The sequence below is a fragment of the Brevundimonas sp. genome (assembly GCF_013912065.1).
GTDB lineage: Bacteria > Pseudomonadota > Alphaproteobacteria > Caulobacterales > Caulobacteraceae > Brevundimonas.
On the sequence record NZ_JACESA010000006.1, the window covers coordinates 99,161 to 117,907 of the forward strand.

At 68.1% G+C, this 18,747-nt stretch carries 21 protein-coding genes; 12 read left to right on the forward strand and 9 right to left on the reverse strand.

Features of this window, described 5'->3' with window-relative positions:
* Positions 1-12: 12 nt before the first annotated feature.
* On the reverse strand, positions 13-489 hold the full coding sequence (locus H2037_RS06965) for a hypothetical protein (protein WP_292119526.1): 477 nt from the start codon (positions 487-489) through the stop codon (positions 13-15).
* A 109-nt stretch (positions 490-598) separates the two neighbouring features.
* Between H2037_RS06965 and pgi the strand changes: the two genes are divergently transcribed.
* Positions 599-2,230 (forward strand): glucose-6-phosphate isomerase, encoded by a 1,632-nt coding sequence (gene pgi / locus H2037_RS06970; protein ID WP_292119529.1) that lies wholly within the window; start codon positions 599-601, stop codon positions 2,228-2,230.
* 3 nt (positions 2,231-2,233) lie between these two features.
* Here pgi and H2037_RS06975 read toward each other — a convergent pair whose 3' ends face one another.
* On the reverse strand, positions 2,234-2,818 hold the full coding sequence (locus H2037_RS06975; RefSeq protein WP_292119532.1) for a DUF1826 domain-containing protein: 585 nt from the start codon (positions 2,816-2,818) through the stop codon (positions 2,234-2,236).
* A 96-nt stretch (positions 2,819-2,914) separates the two neighbouring features.
* On the opposite strand from H2037_RS06975, the gene zigA reads away from it, so the two are divergent.
* Entirely contained in the window at positions 2,915-4,135 is a 1,221-nt protein-coding gene (gene zigA, locus H2037_RS06980) for a zinc metallochaperone GTPase ZigA (protein ID WP_292119535.1), read from the forward strand.
* A gap of 56 nt (positions 4,136-4,191) precedes the next feature.
* Here zigA and H2037_RS06985 read toward each other — a convergent pair whose 3' ends face one another.
* Positions 4,192-4,626: a hypothetical protein gene (locus H2037_RS06985; RefSeq protein ID WP_292119538.1), complete on the reverse strand. Its 435-nt coding sequence runs from the start codon at positions 4,624-4,626 to the stop codon at positions 4,192-4,194.
* A gap of 285 nt (positions 4,627-4,911) precedes the next feature.
* On the opposite strand from H2037_RS06985, the gene H2037_RS06990 reads away from it, so the two are divergent.
* Together H2037_RS06990 and groL are read left to right on the forward strand one after the other, a co-directional pair.
* Entirely contained in the window at positions 4,912-5,199 is a 288-nt protein-coding gene (locus H2037_RS06990; RefSeq protein ID WP_287927486.1) for a co-chaperone GroES, read from the forward strand.
* Positions 5,200-5,252: 53 nt separating this feature from the next.
* Positions 5,253-6,899 (forward strand): chaperonin GroEL, encoded by a 1,647-nt coding sequence (gene groL / locus H2037_RS06995; RefSeq protein WP_292119544.1) that lies wholly within the window; start codon positions 5,253-5,255, stop codon positions 6,897-6,899.
* A 176-nt stretch (positions 6,900-7,075) separates the two neighbouring features.
* Here groL and H2037_RS07000 read toward each other — a convergent pair whose 3' ends face one another.
* Positions 7,076-7,810, reverse strand: a complete 735-nt coding sequence (locus H2037_RS07000) for a glycosyltransferase family 2 protein (protein ID WP_292119545.1) — start codon at positions 7,808-7,810, stop codon at positions 7,076-7,078.
* A 76-nt stretch (positions 7,811-7,886) separates the two neighbouring features.
* On the opposite strand from H2037_RS07000, the gene H2037_RS07005 reads away from it, so the two are divergent.
* The 3 genes from H2037_RS07005 (at position 7,887) to H2037_RS07015 (ending at position 10,990) form a co-directional block, all read left to right on the forward strand.
* Complete coding sequence (locus tag H2037_RS07005; protein WP_292119546.1) at positions 7,887-9,560, forward strand: glycosyltransferase family 39 protein; 1,674 nt, start codon at positions 7,887-7,889, stop codon at positions 9,558-9,560.
* The gene (locus tag H2037_RS07010) at positions 9,557-10,471 is read left to right on the forward strand and encodes a hydroxymethylglutaryl-CoA lyase (protein WP_292119549.1); all 915 of its coding nucleotides are present in this window, start codon (positions 9,557-9,559) and stop codon (positions 10,469-10,471) included. Before H2037_RS07005 ends, H2037_RS07010 begins: the two co-directional genes overlap by 4 nt.
* Before the next feature lie 90 nt (positions 10,472-10,561).
* Positions 10,562-10,990, forward strand: a complete 429-nt coding sequence (locus tag H2037_RS07015) for a hypothetical protein (RefSeq protein WP_292119551.1) — start codon at positions 10,562-10,564, stop codon at positions 10,988-10,990.
* Between the two features lie 224 nt (positions 10,991-11,214).
* Here H2037_RS07015 and H2037_RS07020 read toward each other — a convergent pair whose 3' ends face one another.
* The 3 genes from H2037_RS07020 to H2037_RS07030 form a co-directional block, all read right to left on the reverse strand.
* Positions 11,215-11,574 carry a hypothetical protein gene (locus H2037_RS07020; RefSeq protein WP_292119554.1) on the reverse strand — a complete coding sequence of 120 codons (360 nt, stop codon included), beginning with the start codon at positions 11,572-11,574 and terminating at the stop codon, positions 11,215-11,217.
* Positions 11,571-12,203, reverse strand: coding sequence for a polyhydroxyalkanoate synthesis repressor PhaR (gene phaR, locus H2037_RS07025; RefSeq protein ID WP_292119557.1), 633 nt, complete (start codon positions 12,201-12,203; stop codon positions 11,571-11,573). The genes H2037_RS07020 and phaR overlap by 4 nt, the downstream gene beginning before the upstream one ends.
* A 76-nt stretch (positions 12,204-12,279) precedes the next feature.
* Complete coding sequence (locus H2037_RS07030) at positions 12,280-12,993, reverse strand: hemolysin III family protein (RefSeq protein ID WP_292119559.1); 714 nt, start codon at positions 12,991-12,993, stop codon at positions 12,280-12,282.
* Between the two features lie 156 nt (positions 12,994-13,149).
* Between H2037_RS07030 and H2037_RS07035 the strand changes: the two genes are divergently transcribed.
* The gene (locus tag H2037_RS07035; RefSeq protein WP_292119562.1) at positions 13,150-14,325 is read left to right on the forward strand and encodes an acetyl-CoA C-acetyltransferase; all 1,176 of its coding nucleotides are present in this window, start codon (positions 13,150-13,152) and stop codon (positions 14,323-14,325) included.
* Positions 14,326-14,384: 59 nt separating this feature from the next.
* On the opposite strand, the gene htpX is transcribed toward H2037_RS07035, so the two are convergent.
* A complete protein-coding gene (gene htpX / locus H2037_RS07040; protein ID WP_292119565.1) occupies positions 14,385-15,353 on the reverse strand; it encodes a zinc metalloprotease HtpX in 969 nt (322 codons plus the stop codon).
* A gap of 93 nt (positions 15,354-15,446) precedes the next feature.
* On the opposite strand from htpX, the gene H2037_RS07045 reads away from it, so the two are divergent.
* From H2037_RS07045 to H2037_RS07055, 3 genes are all read left to right on the forward strand, one after another.
* Positions 15,447-15,704: a succinate dehydrogenase assembly factor 4 gene (locus tag H2037_RS07045; RefSeq protein ID WP_292119568.1), complete on the forward strand. Its 258-nt coding sequence runs from the start codon at positions 15,447-15,449 to the stop codon at positions 15,702-15,704.
* Between the two features lie 79 nt (positions 15,705-15,783).
* Positions 15,784-16,221, forward strand: coding sequence for a hypothetical protein (locus tag H2037_RS07050; RefSeq protein WP_292119571.1), 438 nt, complete (start codon positions 15,784-15,786; stop codon positions 16,219-16,221).
* A 59-nt stretch (positions 16,222-16,280) separates the two neighbouring features.
* Positions 16,281-17,213, forward strand: a complete 933-nt coding sequence (locus H2037_RS07055) for a hypothetical protein (RefSeq protein ID WP_292119574.1) — start codon at positions 16,281-16,283, stop codon at positions 17,211-17,213.
* 18 nt (positions 17,214-17,231) lie between these two features.
* On the opposite strand, the gene pyrF is transcribed toward H2037_RS07055, so the two are convergent.
* Complete coding sequence (gene pyrF, locus H2037_RS07060; RefSeq protein WP_292119575.1) at positions 17,232-17,963, reverse strand: orotidine-5'-phosphate decarboxylase; 732 nt, start codon at positions 17,961-17,963, stop codon at positions 17,232-17,234.
* 88 nt (positions 17,964-18,051) lie between these two features.
* On the opposite strand from pyrF, the gene H2037_RS07065 reads away from it, so the two are divergent.
* The gene (locus tag H2037_RS07065) at positions 18,052-18,747 is read left to right on the forward strand and encodes a MarC family protein (RefSeq protein ID WP_292119578.1); all 696 of its coding nucleotides are present in this window, start codon (positions 18,052-18,054) and stop codon (positions 18,745-18,747) included.

The following is an 18,747-nucleotide window of genomic DNA, read 5'->3' on the forward strand; positions in this document are numbered from 1 at the left end:
CGCCCCCGGCGCCTAGACCTCGGGCGCCGGCGGGGCGGTGATGACCTCGACATTGTCGTTCAGCAGATAGGACAGTTCTGACAGGGCCGTGGCGCGTTCGGCCGGGGTGGTCGCGGCCTGGACGGCCTCGATCTTTTTCGGGATGTCCTCGGAAATGCCGCGCAGGATGCATTTCAGGTCGCCGTCGGTGCCGCGCTGTTTCAGAATCAGGTGGCCCTGCATGTCCAGCGCCGCCAGTTCGGCCGCCTGGGCCTTGAAGCCGGCGAAGGCCTGGCCGGTGAAGAAGGCCGCGTCCTCGGCCGCCTTTGACGCCGCCCAACCGTCGACCATGGTCTTCAGCGCGCCGGACCGGGCCACGATGTCCGAAAACAGGGGCTCGCCGGCGACCGACACGGGGGCGCCGACCGCCGCGGGGGGCGTTTCGGCCGCCAGGGCGACGGCGGGATTGGACATCGACAGGGCGATCGTGAGAGCAAGGCCGCAGGACATGGGGTACCTCTGGGGGTGACTTCCTGTTTCAGCGTCGGCTAGGACGTTGGACCGGCATACGCCCCAGCCGTAAACGAGTGTTTACCATCTCTCTCCCCAGAGGACGCCAATGACCCGCCCGAGCCGCGACGACGCCTGGACGACCTTCGACCAAACCGCCGCCCAAGCCGGCGAGACGCGCATTCTGGACCAGTTCGCCGCCGACCCCGACCGGCTGGCGCGGATGTCGGTCGAGGCGGCGGGTCTTTATCTGGACCTGTCGAAACAGAGCTGGACCCGCGAGGCCTTCGAGGCCTGTCTGGACCTGGCCCGCGCCTGCGACGTCGAGGGACGCCGCGCCGCCCTGTTCGCCGGCGAGGCGGTCAATCTGACCGAGGGCCGGGCCGTGCTGCACCCGGCCCTGCGCGCGGCGCCGGGCGCCGACTTCAAGGCCCTGGGCGAGCCGGTCTCGGCCGAGGTCGAGGCCGTGCGCGCGGACATGAGGACCTATGCCGAGGCGGTCCGATCGGGCGCCGAGTCGGGCGCAACCGGTCGCCGGTTCGAGGCCATCGTCCATGTCGGCATCGGCGGGTCGGATCTGGGACCGCGCGTGGTCTGGGACGCCCTGCGCCCGCTGGACCCGGCCATCGACCTGAGGTTCGTCGCCAATATCGACCCGCGCGACATGGCCGAGGCCCTGACCGGCCTGGACCCCGAGACCACCCTGGTGGTGGTCGTGTCCAAAACCTTCACGACCCAGGAAACCCTGGCCAACGCCGAGGCGGCCAAGGCCTGGCTGGCCGCCGCCCTGCCGGCCGAGGGGATGACCAAACACTTCATCGGAGTGACGGCGGCGCCGGAAAAGGCGGGCCAGTTCGGTTGCGGCCGCACCTTCGCCTTCCGCGACTGGGTCGGCGGCCGGTATTCGCTGTGGTCGGCGGTCAGTCTGTCGTGCGGCATCGCCCTGGGCTGGGACGTGTTCGAGGCCATGCTGGCCGGGGCAGCCGCCATGGACGACCATTTCGTCGCCGCCCCGCTGGAAAAGAACGCGCCGGTCCTGCTGGCCCTGGCCCAAGTGTTCAACGTCGATGGCCTGGACCGCCCGGCGCGCACCGTGGCGCCCTATGCCCACGCCCTGCGCCGCCTACCCTCCTTCCTGCAGCAGCTGGAGATGGAATCGAACGGCAAGCGGGTGCATCGCGACGGCACGCCTGTGACGCGCCAGACCTGCCCCGTGGTGTTCGGCGAACCGGGCACCAACGGCCAGCACGCCTTCTTCCAGCAGATCCACCAGGGGCCGCAGATCGTCCCGGCCGAGTTCGTGATCGTGGCCCAAACCTTGACTGGGGGTACGCATGCTGACGCACCCGAGTCACCCCTGTGGTCGAACGCCCTGGCCCAGGGTCAGGCCCTGATGCTGGGCAAGACCACCGAGGCGGCCAAGGCCGAGGGCCTGGCCCAGGGCCTGTCGGAAGAGGAGGCGAGCCGGCTGGCGCCCCATCGGACCTTCACCGGAAACCGGCCCTCGACCGCCATCGTCATGGAGCGTCTGACGCCCCAGACCCTGGGCGCGCTTCTGGCCCTCTACGAGCACAAGACCTTCGTCGAGGGCGTGATCTGGGACATCAACAGCTTCGACCAGTGGGGCGTCGAACTGGGCAAGGTCCTGGCCAGGGCGATCCTGAAGGACGTCGACGCCGGCGGCCCCTCAACCGATCTGGACCCGTCCACCGCCGCCCTGATGACGCGGCTGATGGGCTGAGCCTCAGCCCGGCCGCGCGGCGTCTATGGTCAGCACCCGCCGGGGGGTTCGCCATCCGGCGGGCGGCGACCGATGCAGCACCACCGGAAAGTCGGGCCAGGCCTCCCAGCCCGGCGCCGTCCCCTTCATGATCGCCACATCCCCGGGCTGAAGGGTGCGGACGCGACGGCGCGTGCCGATCCTGCGGCCGTCCAGATCCTCGCCGATCTCCCCGGCGAAAGCCCATTCCGGCCCCGGCCCGGCATAGGCGAGGATCAGGCGCACCGACACCGCATCCTGGTGAAAGCGCGGGCAGGCGCGGTGGGTCACCGTCTCGCAGCGCGCGCGCCAGGCCTCGCACCCGCTGATCGCCGCGACGATCTCGCCCAGTCCCTGAATATCCCGCAGCAGCCAGTCCGGCGCCGGGCCGGACGGGGCGATCCATCGCCCGTCGCACTCGGCGGTGAAGTGGGCTGGCGCGTCGTCCCGAGGCGGGGCGTCGGCCGGAAAGGGGCTCGGCCTGGACCAGATCGCCATCCGCACCTGGGGCTCGAACAATGTGGTGAAGACCGTGGGCCCGAGCCCCTGGACGACAGCGCCAACCGCCATGGAGAACCTTGCTGACCGTGAACGTTATACTATAACGTAACTCTCACAGTCGCCTGGCTATGGTCAAGCTCGGCGAGACCCAGCGTCGAGAGCCCCATGTCCGTATTCCGCAAACTGCCCGTCACCGTCCTGTCCGGCTTCCTGGGGGCCGGCAAGACCACCCTGCTGAACCATGTGCTGTCCAATCGCGACGGACTGAGGGTCGCCGTCATCGTCAACGACATGAGCGAGGTGAACATCGACGCGGCCCTGGTGCGGGACGGCGGCGGGGCCGACCTGTCGCGGACCGAGGAACGGCTGGTGGAGATGTCGAACGGCTGCATCTGCTGCACCCTGCGCGAGGATCTGCTGATCGAGGTCGGCAAGCTGGCGCGCGAGGGGCGGTTCGACCATCTGCTGATCGAATCCACCGGGATTTCGGAGCCCATGCCGGTGGCCGCCACCTTCGACTTCCGCGACGAGGACGGTTTCAGCCTGGCCGATCTGGCGCGGATCGACACCATGGTCAGGGTGGTGGACGCCTTCAACTTCCACCGCGACTATCCGTCGACCGACCGGTTGAAGGCGCGCGGCGAACATCTGGGCGAGGACGACGAACGCACGGTCGCCAATCTGCTGATCGACCAGATCGAGTTCGCCGACGTGATCGTGCTGAACAAGACCGATCTGCTGGATGCGGCCGCCCTGGGCGTGCTGAAGGCGATGATGACCCAGTTCAACCCCCGCGCCCGGATCGTCGAGGCGGTGCGGGGCGCCGTGCCCCTGGATCAGGTGATCGGCACGGGCCTGTTCGACATGGAGCGGGCCGAACAGGCGGCGGGCTGGTCCCAGGCCCTGCGCGGCGAAGTCACGCCCGAGACCGAGGAATACGGGGTCTCCACCTTCGTCTACAAGGCGCGGCGGCCCTTCCATCCCCGCCGGCTTTACGATCTGCTGAACCGCGAATGGCCCGGGGTCTGGCGTTCAAAGGGCTTCTTCTGGCTGGCCGGCCGGATGGACTATGTCGGCTCCTGGAGCCAGGCGGGGGCGGTGACCGAGCACGAATGGGGCGGTCTGTGGTGGGCCTCGGCGCCGCGCGACCGCTGGCCCGACGACAATCCGGAATGGCTGAAGTCCATCGAGGCGGTCTGGCGTCAGCCCTACGGCGACCGCCGCCAGGAGATCGTGCTGATAGGCAAGGACATGAACCGCGACCTGCTGACCTCGATGTTCGACGCCGCCCTGCTGACCCGGTTCGAGATGGAGCGAGGGCCCAAGGGTTGGGCGAAGTTCGACGATCCCTTCCCGCACTGGGGACCACGACGCGACGCGGCCTGACGAAAAAGGGGCGTCCGCGCTGGGACGCCCCCTTTCCGGCGTTGAGGCTTCGTCGACTACCAGCGGCGGTCGTAGCGGTAGTCGCGACGGTCATCGCGGCGGTCGTAACGCTGGTCCCGGCGATAGTCGCGATAGTCGCGGCGCTGTTCCCAGCGCGGGTCGCGGCTGTTGATGCCGTGGTCACGCTCCCAGTGGCCCTGGTTCCGGTAGCAGCGGCCGCCGCGGTAGTATTCGCAGCCGGAGCCGCGGTTGGTCGCCACGGCGCCCAGGGCCGCGCCTGCCAGGGCGCCGCCGGCGATGTAACTGCCGTCGCCATTGCCGTAGAGGGCGCCGGCCAGGCCGCCGATGGCGGCGCCGATCAGGGCGTTCTTGGCGCTGTCGTCGTCACGGTCGCGGTCGCGATACGACTGGGCCGAGGCGGGGGCCGCCATCAGGGTCATGGCGACGACCGGAGCGGCGACGACGGCGGTGATCTTCAGCATCTTCGACATGGTGGATCTCCTTATGTCTCTGGCTCGAGCGGTGGTCCCACAGGGAATGCGTCGAGCGTTGGCTCAGTTGTAGGTCGCCGCGTTTGAACCGACCCGGAGGCGCGCGTTCATTTCGGGTTCATTTGTCGCGGAAGTTTCGCGGCCCGGCGCTTGACGCACGGCGGGCCTCTGACTAACTCCCCGCTTGCGTTAGCACTCTCACTGACTGGCTGCCAAAACAGCGGTCCAAGAGAGGCTGACCCATTGTTCAAATCGCCCCATCCGGGGGATCAAGGGAGACAACCGATGGCGTTTCGTCCGCTCGGCGACCGCGTGCTGGTCAAGCGCGTTGAAGAAGAATCCAAGACCAAGGGCGGGATCATCATCCCCGACACCGCCAAGGAAAAGCCGCAGGAAGGCGAAGTCGTCTCCGTCGGCCCCGGCGCCCGCGATGAGACCGGCAAGGTCAATGCTCTGGAACTGAAGGCCGGCGACCGCATCCTGTTCGGCAAGTGGTCGGGCACGGAAGTGAAGATCGACGGCGACGACCTCATCATCATGAAGGAATCCGACGTCCTGGGCGTGCTTTCGTAAGCACCCGACGCTCGCGTTTCTTCAATCAATCCATCTAGATAGGAGCTGCCCGCATGGCCGCTAAAATCGTACACTTCAACACCGACGCGCGCGACAAGATGCTGCGCGGCGTCAACGTTCTCGCCAACGCCGTCAAGGTGACGCTCGGTCCCAAGGGCCGCAACGTCGTGATCCAGAAGTCCTTCGGCGCCCCGCGCTCGACCAAGGACGGCGTCTCGGTGGCCAAGGAAATCGAGCTGGAAGACGCCTTCGAGAACATGGGCGCCCAGATGATCCGCGAAGTCGCTTCGAAGACGAACGACAAGGCGGGCGACGGCACCACCACCGCGACCGTCCTGGCTCAGGCCATCGTGCAAGAGGGCCTGAAGGCCGTCGCCGCCGGCATGAACCCGATGGATCTGAAGCGCGGCATCGACAAGGCCGTCACGCTGGTCCTGCAAGAGATCAAGGACAAGTCCAAGCCGGTCTCGAACAACTCGGAAATCGCCCAGGTCGGCACCATCTCGGCCAACGGCGACTCGGAAATCGGTGAACTGATCGCCCAGGCCATGGCCAAGGTCGGCAACGAAGGCGTCATCACCGTCGAAGAAGCCAAGACCGCCGACACCACCGTCGACGTCGTCGAAGGCATGCAGTTCGATCGCGGCTACCTGTCGCCCTACTTCATCACCAACGCCGACAAGATGGAGGTCGTTCTCGAAGAGCCGCTCATCCTGCTGTTCGAGAAGAAGCTGACCTCGCTGCAGGCCATGCTGCCGATCCTGGAAGCCGTGGTGCAGTCGGGCCGTCCGCTGCTGATCATCGCCGAGGACATCGAAGGCGAAGCCCTGGCCACCCTGGTCGTCAACAAGCTGCGCGGCGGCCTGCGCGTCGCCGCCGTCAAGGCTCCGGGCTTCGGCGACCGCCGCAAGGCCATGCTGGAAGACATCGCCATCCTGACGGGCGGCCAGGTCATCTCGGAAGACCTGGGCATCAAGCTTGAGAGCGTCACGCTCGACATGCTGGGCAAGGCCAAGAAGGTCTCGATCACCAAGGACGACACCACCATCGTCGAAGGCGTCGGCGGCAAGGAAGAGATCGAAGCCCGCGTGGCCCAGATCAAGCGCCAGATCGAAGACACCACCTCCGACTACGACAAGGAAAAGCTGCAGGAACGTCTGGCCAAGCTGGCCGGCGGCGTCGCGGTTCTCCGCGTCGGCGGCTCGACCGAAGTCGAAGTGAAGGAAAAGAAGGACCGCGTCGACGACGCCCTGAACGCCACGCGCGCCGCGGCTGACGAAGGCATCGTTCCCGGCGGCGGCATCGCCCTGCTGAAGGCCTCCAAGATCCTGGCCGACGTCAAGGGCGACAACGCCGACCAGAACGCCGGCATCGCGATCATCCGTCGCGCCCTGCAGGCTCCGATCCGTCAGATCGCCGAAAACTCCGGCGTCGAAGGCTCGATCGTGGTCGGCAAGGTTCTGGAAAACGAAGACGCCTCGTTCGGCTTCAACGCCCAGACCGAAGAATACGGCGACCTGGTCAAAATGGGCGTCATCGACCCCGCCAAGGTCGTCCGCACGGCTCTGCAAGACGCCGCTTCGGTGGCCGGCATCCTGATCACGACGGAAGCCGCCGTCGCCGACGCCCCGAAGAAGGCTTCGGGCGGCGGAGCCCCCGACATGGGCGGCATGGGCGGCATGGGCGGAATGGACTTCTAAGTCCTTTCCAGCTCAGGCTGAGACTGCAGAGGGCGGGACCGCGAGGTCCCGCCCTTTTTGTTCGAGCGGCGGCGATTCTGTCTCCTCCCCACGCAGTGGGGAGGGGGACCGCGCGAAGCGGTGGAGGGGTTCTGGACGCCCCACAGGACTTCAGCGATGCGTGAAGAACCCCTCCGTCACGGCGCTGAAGAAGCGCCGCGCCACCTCCCCGCGGAGCGGGTCTTAAGCCACATGACGCCCAGGAGGTCGGCGAAAGCGACCTTGAGCCGGCCCCAGTTGGTGTATTTCGACCGGCCTGTTTCGCGGTGGCGGTGATCGACGTCCAGATACTGGTTGCGGAATCCCTCGCGAATGATCAGGGCCGGCAGATAGCGGTGGATGTGATCGAAATAGGGAAGCCGCAGGAAGACGTCGCGGCGGAAGGCTTTCAGGCCGCAGCCGGTGTCATCGGCGTCGTCGCCCAGCAGGCGGCGGCGGATGCGATTGGCCCAGAGCGAGGCCTGACGCTTGGCCTGGCTGTCCTGGCGTTTGGCGCGCCGGCCGCCGACAAGGCCGACGTCGGCGGGGGCGACCAGCAGGGCGTCGACCAGACGGGGGGCGTCGGCGGGCGGGTTCTGGCCGTCGCCGTCCATGGTGACCACCACGTTCCCCCGGGCCGCCAGCACGCCGGTGCGGACCGCGCGGCTCTGGCCCGCATTGGTTCCGTGCGACAGGACGCGCAGGGCTGGAAGCTCGGCCATGGCGGCCCGCAGCTCGGCCAGGGTTGCGTCCCTGGAAGCGTCGTCGACGAAGATCATCTCGTAGGAGCGACCGGCGAAGGCCTGTGCGATCTCCCGGGCCAGGGGCACGGCGGCGCCGGCCTCGTCATGGACGGGAACGACGACGGAGATTTCAGGATTTTCGGCGGTCATGGCCGCTCCATAGACGAGATCGACGGCTTAGGGGAGACGGCTGACGACGGGCCGGTCGCCGTGTAAGGAGTCTCATATGAAGACGTTCGATCTGGATCGCCGCATCGCCGGCTGGAGGGGGCCGGTGTTCGCCGCCCTGCTGACGCTGGTCGCGGGCCTGCCGGGTCTGCTGCTGTTGCCGCCGCTGGACCGGGACGAGAGCCGGTTCGCCCAGGCCACGGCCCAGATGCTGGAAAGCGGCGACTATATCGACATCCGTTTCCAGGACGAACCGCGCTGGAAGAAGCCGATCGGCATCTACTGGCTTCAGGCGGCGGCCGTCTCCGTGACTTCGGACGTCGAGGACCGCGAGATCGCCCCCTATCGCATCCCGTCCCTGCTGGGCGCCATGCTGGCCGCCTGGGCCGTGGCCTGGGCGGGCTCGGCGCTGCTGGGCAGCCGCGTCGGCTTCTTTGGGGGGGCGATCATGGGGACCGCCTTCCTGCTGTCGACCGAGGCGGGCATAGCCAAGACCGACGCCATGCTGTGCGGGGCCACGACCCTGGCCATGGCGGCCCTGGCGCGAATCTATATGGCGACCAAGGCCGGGGAACGCCCGATCCGGCCGCACAAGCTGCTGTTCTGGCTGGGCCTGGGCCTGTCGATCCTGATCAAGGGGCCGATCGGGCTTCTGGTCATCGCCCTGGCGATCCTCGCCCTGTCGATCTGGGACCGGGACGTGAAATGGCTGTACCGGCTCGGCTGGGGCTGGGGCCTGCCTCTGGTGGCCCTGATGGTCGGACCCTGGGCCATCGCCATCACCATCGCCACCGACGGCGGTTTCTGGCGCGAAGCCATCGGCGGCGACCTGGCGCCCAAGATCGCCGGCTCCCACGAGAGCCATTCCGGCTTCCCCGGCATGTATCTGCTGCTGGCGCCCCTACTGTTCTTCCCCTCGACCCTGCTGCTGCCCGCCGCCGTCTCGACCGGCTGGAGCCGCCGAGCCGAACCGGCCATCCGTTTCCTGGTCTGCTGGCTGGTTCCGGCCTGGCTGATGTTCGAACTGACCCCGACCAAGCTGTGGCACTATACGCTGCCGACCTTCGGGGCCCTGGCCCTGCTGGCCGCCGCCGCCCTGGCGCGGCCGATCGGCAAGGTCTCGCGCCTCACCGGGGCGGCCCTGGCGCTGTTCGCCGGCCTGCTGATCATCGGGATCACCGTCTATGGTCTGACGGTCTACGGCACGTCGACGGCCCAGACCTGGGCGGCCCTGACTGTGGTGTCGACCCTGGCGGCGTCGGCCATCGGCGCCTTCCTGCTGATCAACCGCGCGCCGGTCGCCGCCCTGGTCGCGTCGCTGGCCTTCGGGATCGTGGCCCATGGCGCCCTCGCCGGCACCATCCGCCAGCTGCGGCCCCTGGCCATAGCCCCCCAGCTAGAGAAGACGCTGGAGGCGGCGGACCTTCATCCCCGTCAAGGCCGTACGCCCGGTCCGGTGGCCATAACCAGCTTCCACGAGCCCAGCTTCGTCTTCCTGACGGGGCGCGACACCGAACTGACCGACGCCGAGGGCGCCGCGCGCGCCCTGGCCGAGGGACGACCCGCCATCGTCGAGGCGCGCGACGCCGACGCCTTCCGCATCGCCTCCGGGCGGCTGGGCGTCTCCGGACGCGCGGTCGGGGTGGTCCGGGGCTACAATTATTCCGGCGGAGACGAGATGAGCCTGACCGTCTACGCCCCGCCGCCCCGCAACGGGGCGGCGACGCAATGAGCCGCTTCATCCAGATCGTCGAAGTCGGCCCCCGCGACGGCCTTCAGAACGAGAAGACGGTTCTGGCCCCCGCCGTCCGCGCCGATCTGACGCGGCGGCTGGAGGCGGCCGGAGCGCGGCGGATCGAGGCCGTCTCCTTCGTCCATCCCAAATATGTGCCACAGATGGCCGGGGCCGAAGAGGTGATGGCCGCCCTGCCGCCCGAGCCGGGCCGCAGCCGCATCGGCCTGGTCCTGAACGGCAAAGGCTATGACCGGGCGCTGACGACCGGGGTGGACGAGGTCAATGTCTCGGTGGCGGCGACCGACGGCTTCGGCCTGAAAAACCAGGGTCTGTCGGTCAGGGATCAGCTGGTCATGCTGGGCGAGATCATGGCCCGCCGCCACAACGTCGAAGCCTCCGAGGGGACGCCGTCGCTGTCGGCCATGATATCCTGCGTCTGGGGCTGCCCGTTCGACGGCGAGGTCTCGGTCGGTCAGGTGGCGGACATGGTCGGCGCGATCGCCGAACTGGGGGTGGGCGAGATCGGCCTGGCCGACACCATAGGCGCCGGCGATCCCTGGGCCGTGACCCGGAAGGTCGAGGCCGCGCGCAAGGCCGCGCCGGACGCGACCCTGCGGCTGCATTTCCACGACACCCGCAATACGGGTCTGGCCAACGCCCATGCCGGGGTGGAAGCCGGGATCGACGTGCTGGACGCCTCGGTGGGCGGCATCGGCGGCTGCCCGTTCGCGCCCGGCGCCACCGGCAATATCGCCACCGAGGACCTGGTCTATATGCTGGAGCGCGGCGGGTTCCAAACCGGCTACGACCTGGAAGCCCTGATCGCCGCCGCGCGCTGGATCGGCGAGGCCCTGGGCCGCCCGGCGCCGTCCGCCCTCAGCCGCGCCGGCGGTTTTCCGCGGCCGTGAACGCACCGTCACGGCTCTGTCGTGGCGAATTGGGCAAAATGGCGTTAATCAGGGTTAACAAGCGCCGCCGTTGCGCCGGAGAGGACCGCCATGCTGACCGCCATTCCGCTGCTGCTGATCCCCGTCGTACTGTATAATATCGTGGTGCTGTTCGGCGCCTCGGGCAATGCGGGCATGACCCAGGCAGACGCTGTGCTGCGGGACCCGTTGTTTTCCCTGCCGATGGCTTCCGGCGCCCAGTGGAGCATAGGCTGGGGCGACCTGATCCTGTTCCTGGGCCTGATCCTTCTGTTCTTCGAGCTGATCAAGTCGACCTCGAGCCAGAAGGTGGCCATCGTCAATCACGCCCTGTCGATGATCCTGTTCATCGTGGTCCTGGTCGAATTCCTGCTGGTGCGCGGCTTCGCGACCTCGACCTTCTTCCTGATCGTGGTCATGATCCTGCTGGACGTGCTGGCCGGCTTCATCGTCACCATCATCGCCGCCCGCCGGGATCTCGACCTCGGCGCCGGAGGCTAGGCGCGACGACAAGGGTCAGCTCCCATGCAGGCCGGAGGCCAGAGAAGGCAGGCCGAAGGGCGATAGGGCCTAGGAAAACGCCGTGAAGATCAGGGTCACGACGGCGACGTCGAACACCTTGGCGGCGAGAGAGAAGGCGGCGGGCATGGGCTGGTCCGAAAAGAGGCGTCAGGCCTCGGTCCCAGCAAGCCTCGTGCCGCTTTCGGGTTCGCCGTCCCCGAGGATCAGATATCGGTCTTCCTGGCCTTGCCAACGGCCGGACGACGTTCGGCCTCGCCGGAATATTCGGTTCCCAGATAGGCTGCGCGGGCCGCGTCCAGCACCGGCGGGCCGCCCTTCAGTCCGCGCTTCTGGCCCCGCTGGCCCATCTGCTGGGCGACGAAGGCCGCCGCCCCGGGTTCGACCGTCGCATGGACGGCAGGTCTTGCCGGGCCGGTGACCGGCTTGAACTCGGCGTCGACAGGATCGACCGGGACCAGGCCCCGCGAAGCCGCCTTGTCGGCGCGACGCTCTCGCTCGCGGCGTTCGCCTTCGCGACGATCCACCGGGTCGACGCCGACGACCGCCTGGATTCGTTCGGTCATTTCGCCTTCGACCCGCCCGCCAGACGATCGATCTGGGCGCGCATCTCATCCATCTGACGCCGCATCTCGTCCAGGGCGTCGGATGCGCCGGGAGCAACAGGTTCATCCTTCGGATCGGTCGCCTCGGTCTGCACCGGCTCGACGCGAGAATAGCCGAAGGCGGGGAAGATCTGCAGGGCGCGCTCGAACATGGCCATGTTCGCCTTGGCCGCCTCCTCCATCAGGGTCGCGCCCGAGCCCGTGCCGAAGGCGCGGCTCATCTGGCTGGCGAACTGTTCCTGCTGGCGGCCGAAATTGGCCAGTGACATCTCCAGATAGGAGGGCAGGACCCCCTGCATCGAGCCGCCGTAGAAGCCGATCAGCTGGCGCAGGAACTGCACGGGCAGCAGGGCCTCGCCGCGGCTTTCTTCCTCAAAGATGATCTGGGTCAGGATCTGGCGGGTCAGATCGTCGTTAGTCTTGGCGTCATAGACGACGAACTCGGATCCCTCGCGCACCATGGCGGCGAGGTCCTCCAGCGTCACATAGGCGCTGGTCCGCGTATTATAGAGCCTGCGGTTCGCATACTTCTTGATGACGATCTGGTGGTCGTCGCCGTTCTTTCCGCCCTTGATCTTTTCGTCAGCCACGCTTGTTCTCGCGATGTTGCAACGCGTCACTATCCTCCGTTGCGACGCGAAGCGCCAGAGGGGTCGAGTCTTGGCGTCAGTGGCTCATCGCCGGGGCGAGGACCACGCCGACCAGAACCGCCGTCCAGTGGACGGTGGCGCCGGTGACGACGAAGCCATGCCAGATCGCCCGGCGGAACTTCACCTTGGGGCTGATGAAGACGAAGACGCCGGCGGTGTAGATCAGACCGCCGAGGACCAGCAGGGCCAGGGCGATGGGATGGACCGTCTCGACCATCGGCTTCAGGGCGGCGACGGCCAGCCAGCCGAACAGCACATAGACGCCGCTCCAGAACCGGTCGGAAATCCGCGGCGCGAAAAGCTTCACCCCGGCGCCCGCGAAGCCCAGGGTCCAGATCAGGGCCGTGAAGCCCACAGACCAGGCGCCCTCGAACCTCTGGGTCGTGAAGGGCGTGTAGCTGCCGGCGATCATCAGGAAGATGGCCGCCTCATCCAGGCGGCGCAGCACCGGGCGCGCGGCGCAGGGCTTGGTCTGATTATATATGGTCGAGGCCGTCAGCATGCCGACCAGGCAAAGGGCGTAGATGGCCGTGGCCAGCACGCCCCCGATGCCGGTGTAGACGCCCGCCAGACCGGCCAGGATCACCCCGCCGACCGCCGCCAGCATCAGACCGACGACATGGACCCACAGATCCGCCAGCTTTTCCGCACGCGTCTGGTAATGCTCGACCATGTCCAGCTCGTCCGGCGTGCAGACGTGGGTGACGAGACGTTTCAGCGTGCGCAGCATGGCCAATCAAATCCGGAATCGTCCGTATCGTTCCTAGAGAATGGGCCGTCACGGTGACGAATGACTGAATCCCGGCCGATCTTTATCGTCACAGGTGACGAAGCTGTCGGGATGCGGCAAAACGGCAACGAAATATTCCGCAGAGAGTGAAATCCCATGACCGAAGTCGTCATCGTCTCCGCCGCTCGCACCCCGGTCGGGTCCTTCCTGGGCGCGCTTTCGTCGCTGCCGGCGTCGAAACTGGGCGAGATCGCCATCAAGGCGGCGCTGGAACGGGCCGGGGTCTCGGGCGACGAGGTGGACGAGGTGATCCTGGGCCATGTGCTGCAGGCGGCCGCCGGCCAAGGCCCCGCGCGCCAGGCCGCCGTCGGGGCGGGCGTCCGCAAGGAAGCCGCCGCCTGGAGCCTGAACCAGATCTGCGGCTCGGGCCTGCGCGCCGTCGCCATAGCCGCCCAGCAGATCGCTCTGGGCGACGCCCGGATCGTCGTCGCCGGCGGCCAGGAGAGCATGAGCCAGGCGCCCCACGCCCAGCAGCTGCGCAACGGCCACAAGATGGGCGACGTCGCCCTGGTCGACACCATGATCAAGGACGGTCTGTGGGACGCCTTCAACGGCTATCACATGGGTCAGACCGCCGAGAACATCGCCGGCCGGTGGGACATCAGCCGCGAGGCCCAGGACGAGTTCGCCCTGGCCAGCCAGCACAAGGCCGAGGCGGCCCAGACGGCCGGCCGCTTCAACGCCGAGATCGTTCCGGTCGTCATCCCCGGCAAGAAGGGCGACCTCGTCGTCGACAAGGACGAATACATCCGCCACGGCGCCACCCTGGAGCTGATGCAAAAACTGCGCCCCGCCTTCGCCAAGGACGGCAGCGTCACCGCCGCCAACGCCTCGGGCCTGAACGACGGCGCCGCCGCCCTGGTGCTGATGAGCGCGGACGAGGCCAAGGCGCGCGGGCTTGAGCCCCTGGCCCGCATCGTCTCCACCGCCACGGCCGGGGTCGATCCGTCGATCATGGGCACGGGGCCGATCCCGGCCTCGAAGAAGGCGCTGGAAAAGGCCGGCTGGACCGTCGCCGACCTCGATCTGGTCGAATCCAACGAAGCCTTCGCCGCCCAGAGCCTGTGCGTAGTCAAGGAACTGGGTCTCGACCCGGCCAAGGTCAACGTCAACGGCGGCGCCATCGCCATCGGCCACCCCATCGGCGCCTCGGGCGCCCGCATCCTGACCACCCTGCTGTTCGAGATGAAGCGGTCAGGCGCCAAGAAGGGCCTCGCCACCCTGTGCATCGGCGGCGGCATGGGCGTGGCCCTGTGCGTCGAGCGGGACTGAGTTGAGACAAGGGGGGCGAATTCCCGCGCCCTGAGGACCGACGGACCGAGCCGAAGAGGTCAGCCCCACGGCCCTCGCGGTCCGGTCGGCGTGGCGGGAACGCCGGTCGTGGTGCGGACCGGCGCGGGCGAGGGCGAGGCGGCAAGCGGCTCCAGCGGCGGCGGCCGAAGGGCCGTTTTCGCGGCCAGCTCGGTCAGGGCCCGCACCCGATTGACGGTCGCCGGGTGGGTCGAGAACAGGTTGTCGGCGCCGCGGCCGGCCAGCGGATTGATGATGAACATCTGGCCCGAGGCGGGATTGCGCTCGGCCGTCGGATTGTGGATTCGCCGGGCGTAGGCGTCGATCTTCTGCAGGGCGGAGGCCAAGGCCTGGGGGTCGCGGGCGATCTCGGCGCCGATGCGGTCCGCCTCGTATTCGCGGCCTCGACTGATGGCCATCTGGACCAGACCCGCCGCCATGGGCGCCAGAATCATCAGGGCCAGGGTTCCGATGATGCCCCCCGGCCGTTCGCGATCGTCGCCGCCGCCGAAGAACAGGGCGAAATTGGCCAGGGCGGCGATGGCGCCGGCGATCGTCGCCGTCACGGTCATGATCAGGGTGTCGCGGTTCTTCACATGGGCCAGTTCGTGCGCCATCACCCCGCGCACCTCCTCGCGCGTCAGCATGTCCAGCAGGCCGGTGGTGGCGCAGACGGCCGCCCGCTCCGGGTTACGGCCAGTGGCGAAGGCGTTGGGCTGGTCGCTAGGGATGATCGCGACCTGGGGCTGGGGCAGGCCGGCGTCGCGGGCCATCTGGCGCACGTCGGCGACATAGTTGCGAACCACCGCATTGGGATGCTGTTCGTCGACCGGCTGGGCCCGGTACATCTTCAGCACGATCCTGTCGGCGTTCCAGTAGCTGAACAGGTTCATCCCGCCCGCGAACACCAGGGCGATCGCCATGCCGGTCACGCCGCCGACCATATAGCCGACGCCCATGAACAGGGCCGTGAGGCCCGCCAGAAGAATGAAGGTCTTCAGATGGTTCATCGTCGTTCCACCCACGATCGCCGGTTTTTCTGGCGTCGCGGTCTTGATCCCCTATTTGAGGCCATGAGGGGCCGCCCTCAAGGGAGCTGACCTGTGACCGAACATCCCACCCCGGAAGGGCTCGACCCGACCTCCGAGCCCGAAAACACGCCGGTTTTCAATGCCGACGTGCCGCATGCGACGCCTGAGAAGCCGCTGAACGACATCGCCCGGCGCGCCCTGCTGGAAGCGGCTGATCGTCGCGCGGCCGACACGGCGGCAAACGTCACGTCTGAATATGGCGGCCCGACGGGTCCTGAACCCACCCGTTACGGCGACTGGGAGAAGAAGGGCCTGGCCGTCGATTTCTGACGCTCAGTCGCGTTTTCGCAGAACAAGGCTCGGCCATTTGCGTTAACCTTTCCTCGCAACCATTCAGAGGGAGGGCGCGATGACCGTCGCCAAGTTCAGTCTGGGCCTGGCCGTCGCTGCGGGCCTCGTGGTGTTCGCCGCCGAGAGCCAGGCCCAGAGCACCTGGGGCCAGCCCGTCTATGTTCCGGCGCCGGCGCTTCAACCGTACGACGGCCGCGCCTATGCGGCGACGGGTCGGCTGGCGACGGGTTATTCGACCTATGGCTACGTCGTCGTTCCGACCCAGCCCTACGCCTATGGTTACGGCCACGACCGCGGCGGTCGTTATGGCTGGAGCGACCCCTATCGCCACGGCCGGTCCTATTATTCACGGAGCTACGCCTATCCCCGCTACGACAACGGTCCCCGGCCAGGCTATCGCGACTGGTACGGCTATAACGACGACCGGCCCTATAGTCCGAACCGCCACCAGCGCCGGCCCTGCAACTGCGACGCCGGCTATCTGTACGATCGCTGAACAGGGCCGGCCGGGCGCCGGACTTGCCTGAGACGGGACGACGCAAAGGAGTCTGTCCCGTGACGACACAGTCCATTCTCGCGGCCGCATCGGCGGCCCTTCTGCTCTCAGCCGCGCCCGCCCTGGCCGGCGGCCCCTCCGGCGGACATGGCGGGGGCTGTGGAAGCTGTGGCGGCGGCGGTCATAGGGGCGGCGGCTACAACAGCAACGTCAATGTGAACGTGAACGCGGCGGCGAACGCCTCGGCCCATGCCGACGCATCGGCCTATTCGGCGATCAATGCCCGCGCCTTCTCAAACAGCTCCAGCTTCAGCCGCGGTTCGGTCGGCGGCGGCGTGACCTATGTGGGAGGCGGCGGTTACGCCGAAGGCGGCTACGGCGGCTATATCCCCTCGGCTCCGGTCCAGTTCGTCGGCCCAGCCCCGGTCAGCGCCCCGGTCGGCTATCCCGTCTATGGCTTCGGGCGGGACTATATCGGCTGGCGACCCTATCAGCCGCCGCGCCCGCCCGTCGATTGCGGCTGCCATGACCGCCGCGACGCCTATTATGAAGGCGGTCGTCACGCACAGCGGTATGAAGACCACCGCGAATACCGCGAGGAACGCTACGAAGAGCGGTACGAGGAACGTTACGAGGAACGGGCCGCCTATGTCAGCGCGCCGCCCGTGCATGTTCAGGCCCCGCCCGTCTATATCGAACCGTCGCGCATCTATGTGGCCGCGCCGGAGGTGCACATGGCCCCGCCGATCGTCGAGACCGCGCCCCCCGTCTATGTCCAGTCGCCCCCGGTCTACGTCCAGGCCCCGCCGGTCTATGTGGCGCCGGCCGAGGTCCATGTCGCACCGTCGCAGGTCGAGATGATCCCGCCGCCGCCTCCGATCCAGGAACCGGCGCCCCAGGCCTATTACGGCGACCTGCCGCCGCCGGAAAACGTCCCGCCCCAGGCGCCGCCGCGCCAGTATTACGCCCAGGAGCCGGGCGAGCGCGGCTGATCACCGGATATAAGTCGCCTAGATCAGGGCGATGCTCTCGGCGACCGCCAGGGCCGCCGCGCGAGGGTCGGCGGCGGCGGTGATCGGACGGCCGATCACCAGATGGGTCGCCCCGGCCTGAAGCGCGCTTTGCGGCGTCGCGGCCCGTGCCTGGTCGTCCAGGGCCGATCCGGCCGGCCGGACCCCCGGGGTGACGATCAGAAAATCGGGACGACCGGCCTCGACGGCGATCTCGCGCACCCGCGCCGCCTCGTGCGGACTGGACACGACCCCGTCGATCCCGGCCTCCAGCGCCTGGCGCACCCGGCGCTCGACAAGGTCGGCCGGTGACAGGCTGTGATCGTCGGCGGCCAGATCCTCGGCCGTCAGACTGGTCAGGACGGTGACCCCCAGAACCTTCAGCCCCGACCCGGCCACGCCGCGCGCCGCCGCCGCCATCACCTGGGGCCGGGCGTGGACGGTCAGCAGGTCGCAGCCGGCCTCGGCCAGATTGGCCGCCGCCTTCTCCACCGTCGCGCCGATATCGTGCAGCTTCCAGTCCAGGAACACCTTGCGACCCTCGGCCTTCAGATCTCGGGCCAGGTCCATGCCTCCGGCCGCGAACAGCTGCAGCCCGATCTTGTAGAAGCCCACCGCATCCTGGACCCGCGCGACCAGGGCCGCCGCCTCGGCGGTCGTCGGTACGTCCAGAGCGCAGATGATCCGTTCGTCGGGACCGCGATTAGGAACGACGGAGAGATTTTGGGTCATCGACGGACTCGCGCTGAGCGGCTATGCCGGGACGCAAGGGGTGCGTCGGCCGAGCCGGCGTAACGGGTTTCAAGGGCGAGGTGAGGCGATGAACGCGGTCGATCTGGGTGTCAACCTGTTCGTGACCCTGTTCGCCCTGCTGGACCCGATCGGCAACCTGCCCATCTTCGCCGCGGCCACGGCGGGGGCGACCCTGCGTCAGAGGATTTCGGTCTCGGCCCTGATCTGCACCTTCGCCGCCGTCTTCCTGGCCTTCTTCCTGTTCACCGGCCTGGGCCTGCTGCAGTTCTTCGGGATTTCCCTGGCGGCCTTCCGCATCGCGGGCGGCATTCTGCTGCTGCTCCTGGGTCTGGACATGACGCGGGGCGACTTCCTGGCCATGTTCGCCGACAAGGACGCCCTCGCCGACAGCCAGGACGTGCGCGGCTATGCGCAGCGGCGGTTCCAGCGTCTGGTCGTGCCCTTCGCCATCCCGCTGATGATCGGTCCGGGCGCCATATCGGCCGTCATCATCCAGGCGGGCGAGGCGGCCAAGCTGGGCTATGCCGGGACCATGGGCTCGCTGGTCGCCATCGGCGCCGCCTGCGCCGTCTCCTTCGTCTGTTTCGCCCTGACCGGCTTCCTCAGCCGGGTCCTGGGCGAGGTCGGCATGGCCATCATCGTCCGTGTCCTGGGCCTGATCCTTTGCGCCCTGGCCATCCAGTTCATCCTGCTGGGCCTGGGCGAAGCCATTCCGGGCATGATCTCCGGCGCGGTGACCACGCCGTACCCGACGGGCCGCTGA

Coding starts and splice junctions, on each gene's coding strand:
- H2037_RS07005 (WP_292119546.1), top strand. CDS start 7,887: ATGAAGACGTTCGATCTGGATCGCCGCATCGCCGGCTGGAGGGGGCCG.
- H2037_RS06990 (WP_287927486.1), top strand. CDS start 4,912: ATGGCGTTTCGTCCGCTCGGCGACCGCGTGCTGGTCAAGCGCGTTGAA.
- H2037_RS07030 (WP_292119559.1), bottom strand. CDS start 12,993: ATGCTGCGCACGCTGAAACGTCTCGTCACCCACGTCTGCACGCCGGAC.
- H2037_RS06965 (WP_292119526.1), bottom strand. CDS start 489: ATGTCCTGCGGCCTTGCTCTCACGATCGCCCTGTCGATGTCCAATCCC.
- htpX (WP_292119565.1), bottom strand. CDS start 15,353: ATGAACCATCTGAAGACCTTCATTCTTCTGGCGGGCCTCACGGCCCTG.
- H2037_RS07035 (WP_292119562.1), top strand. CDS start 13,150: ATGACCGAAGTCGTCATCGTCTCCGCCGCTCGCACCCCGGTCGGGTCC.
- H2037_RS07000 (WP_292119545.1), bottom strand. CDS start 7,810: ATGACCGCCGAAAATCCTGAAATCTCCGTCGTCGTTCCCGTCCATGAC.
- zigA (WP_292119535.1), top strand. CDS start 2,915: ATGTCCGTATTCCGCAAACTGCCCGTCACCGTCCTGTCCGGCTTCCTG.
- H2037_RS07050 (WP_292119571.1), top strand. CDS start 15,784: ATGACCGTCGCCAAGTTCAGTCTGGGCCTGGCCGTCGCTGCGGGCCTC.
- pyrF (WP_292119575.1), bottom strand. CDS start 17,963: ATGACCCAAAATCTCTCCGTCGTTCCTAATCGCGGTCCCGACGAACGG.
- H2037_RS07010 (WP_292119549.1), top strand. CDS start 9,557: ATGAGCCGCTTCATCCAGATCGTCGAAGTCGGCCCCCGCGACGGCCTT.
- groL (WP_292119544.1), top strand. CDS start 5,253: ATGGCCGCTAAAATCGTACACTTCAACACCGACGCGCGCGACAAGATG.
- H2037_RS07065 (WP_292119578.1), top strand. CDS start 18,052: ATGAACGCGGTCGATCTGGGTGTCAACCTGTTCGTGACCCTGTTCGCC.
- pgi (WP_292119529.1), top strand. CDS start 599: ATGACCCGCCCGAGCCGCGACGACGCCTGGACGACCTTCGACCAAACC.
- H2037_RS06985 (WP_292119538.1), bottom strand. CDS start 4,626: ATGTCGAAGATGCTGAAGATCACCGCCGTCGTCGCCGCTCCGGTCGTC.
- H2037_RS07015 (WP_292119551.1), top strand. CDS start 10,562: ATGCTGACCGCCATTCCGCTGCTGCTGATCCCCGTCGTACTGTATAAT.
- H2037_RS07020 (WP_292119554.1), bottom strand. CDS start 11,574: ATGACCGAACGAATCCAGGCGGTCGTCGGCGTCGACCCGGTGGATCGT.
- H2037_RS06975 (WP_292119532.1), bottom strand. CDS start 2,818: ATGGCGGTTGGCGCTGTCGTCCAGGGGCTCGGGCCCACGGTCTTCACC.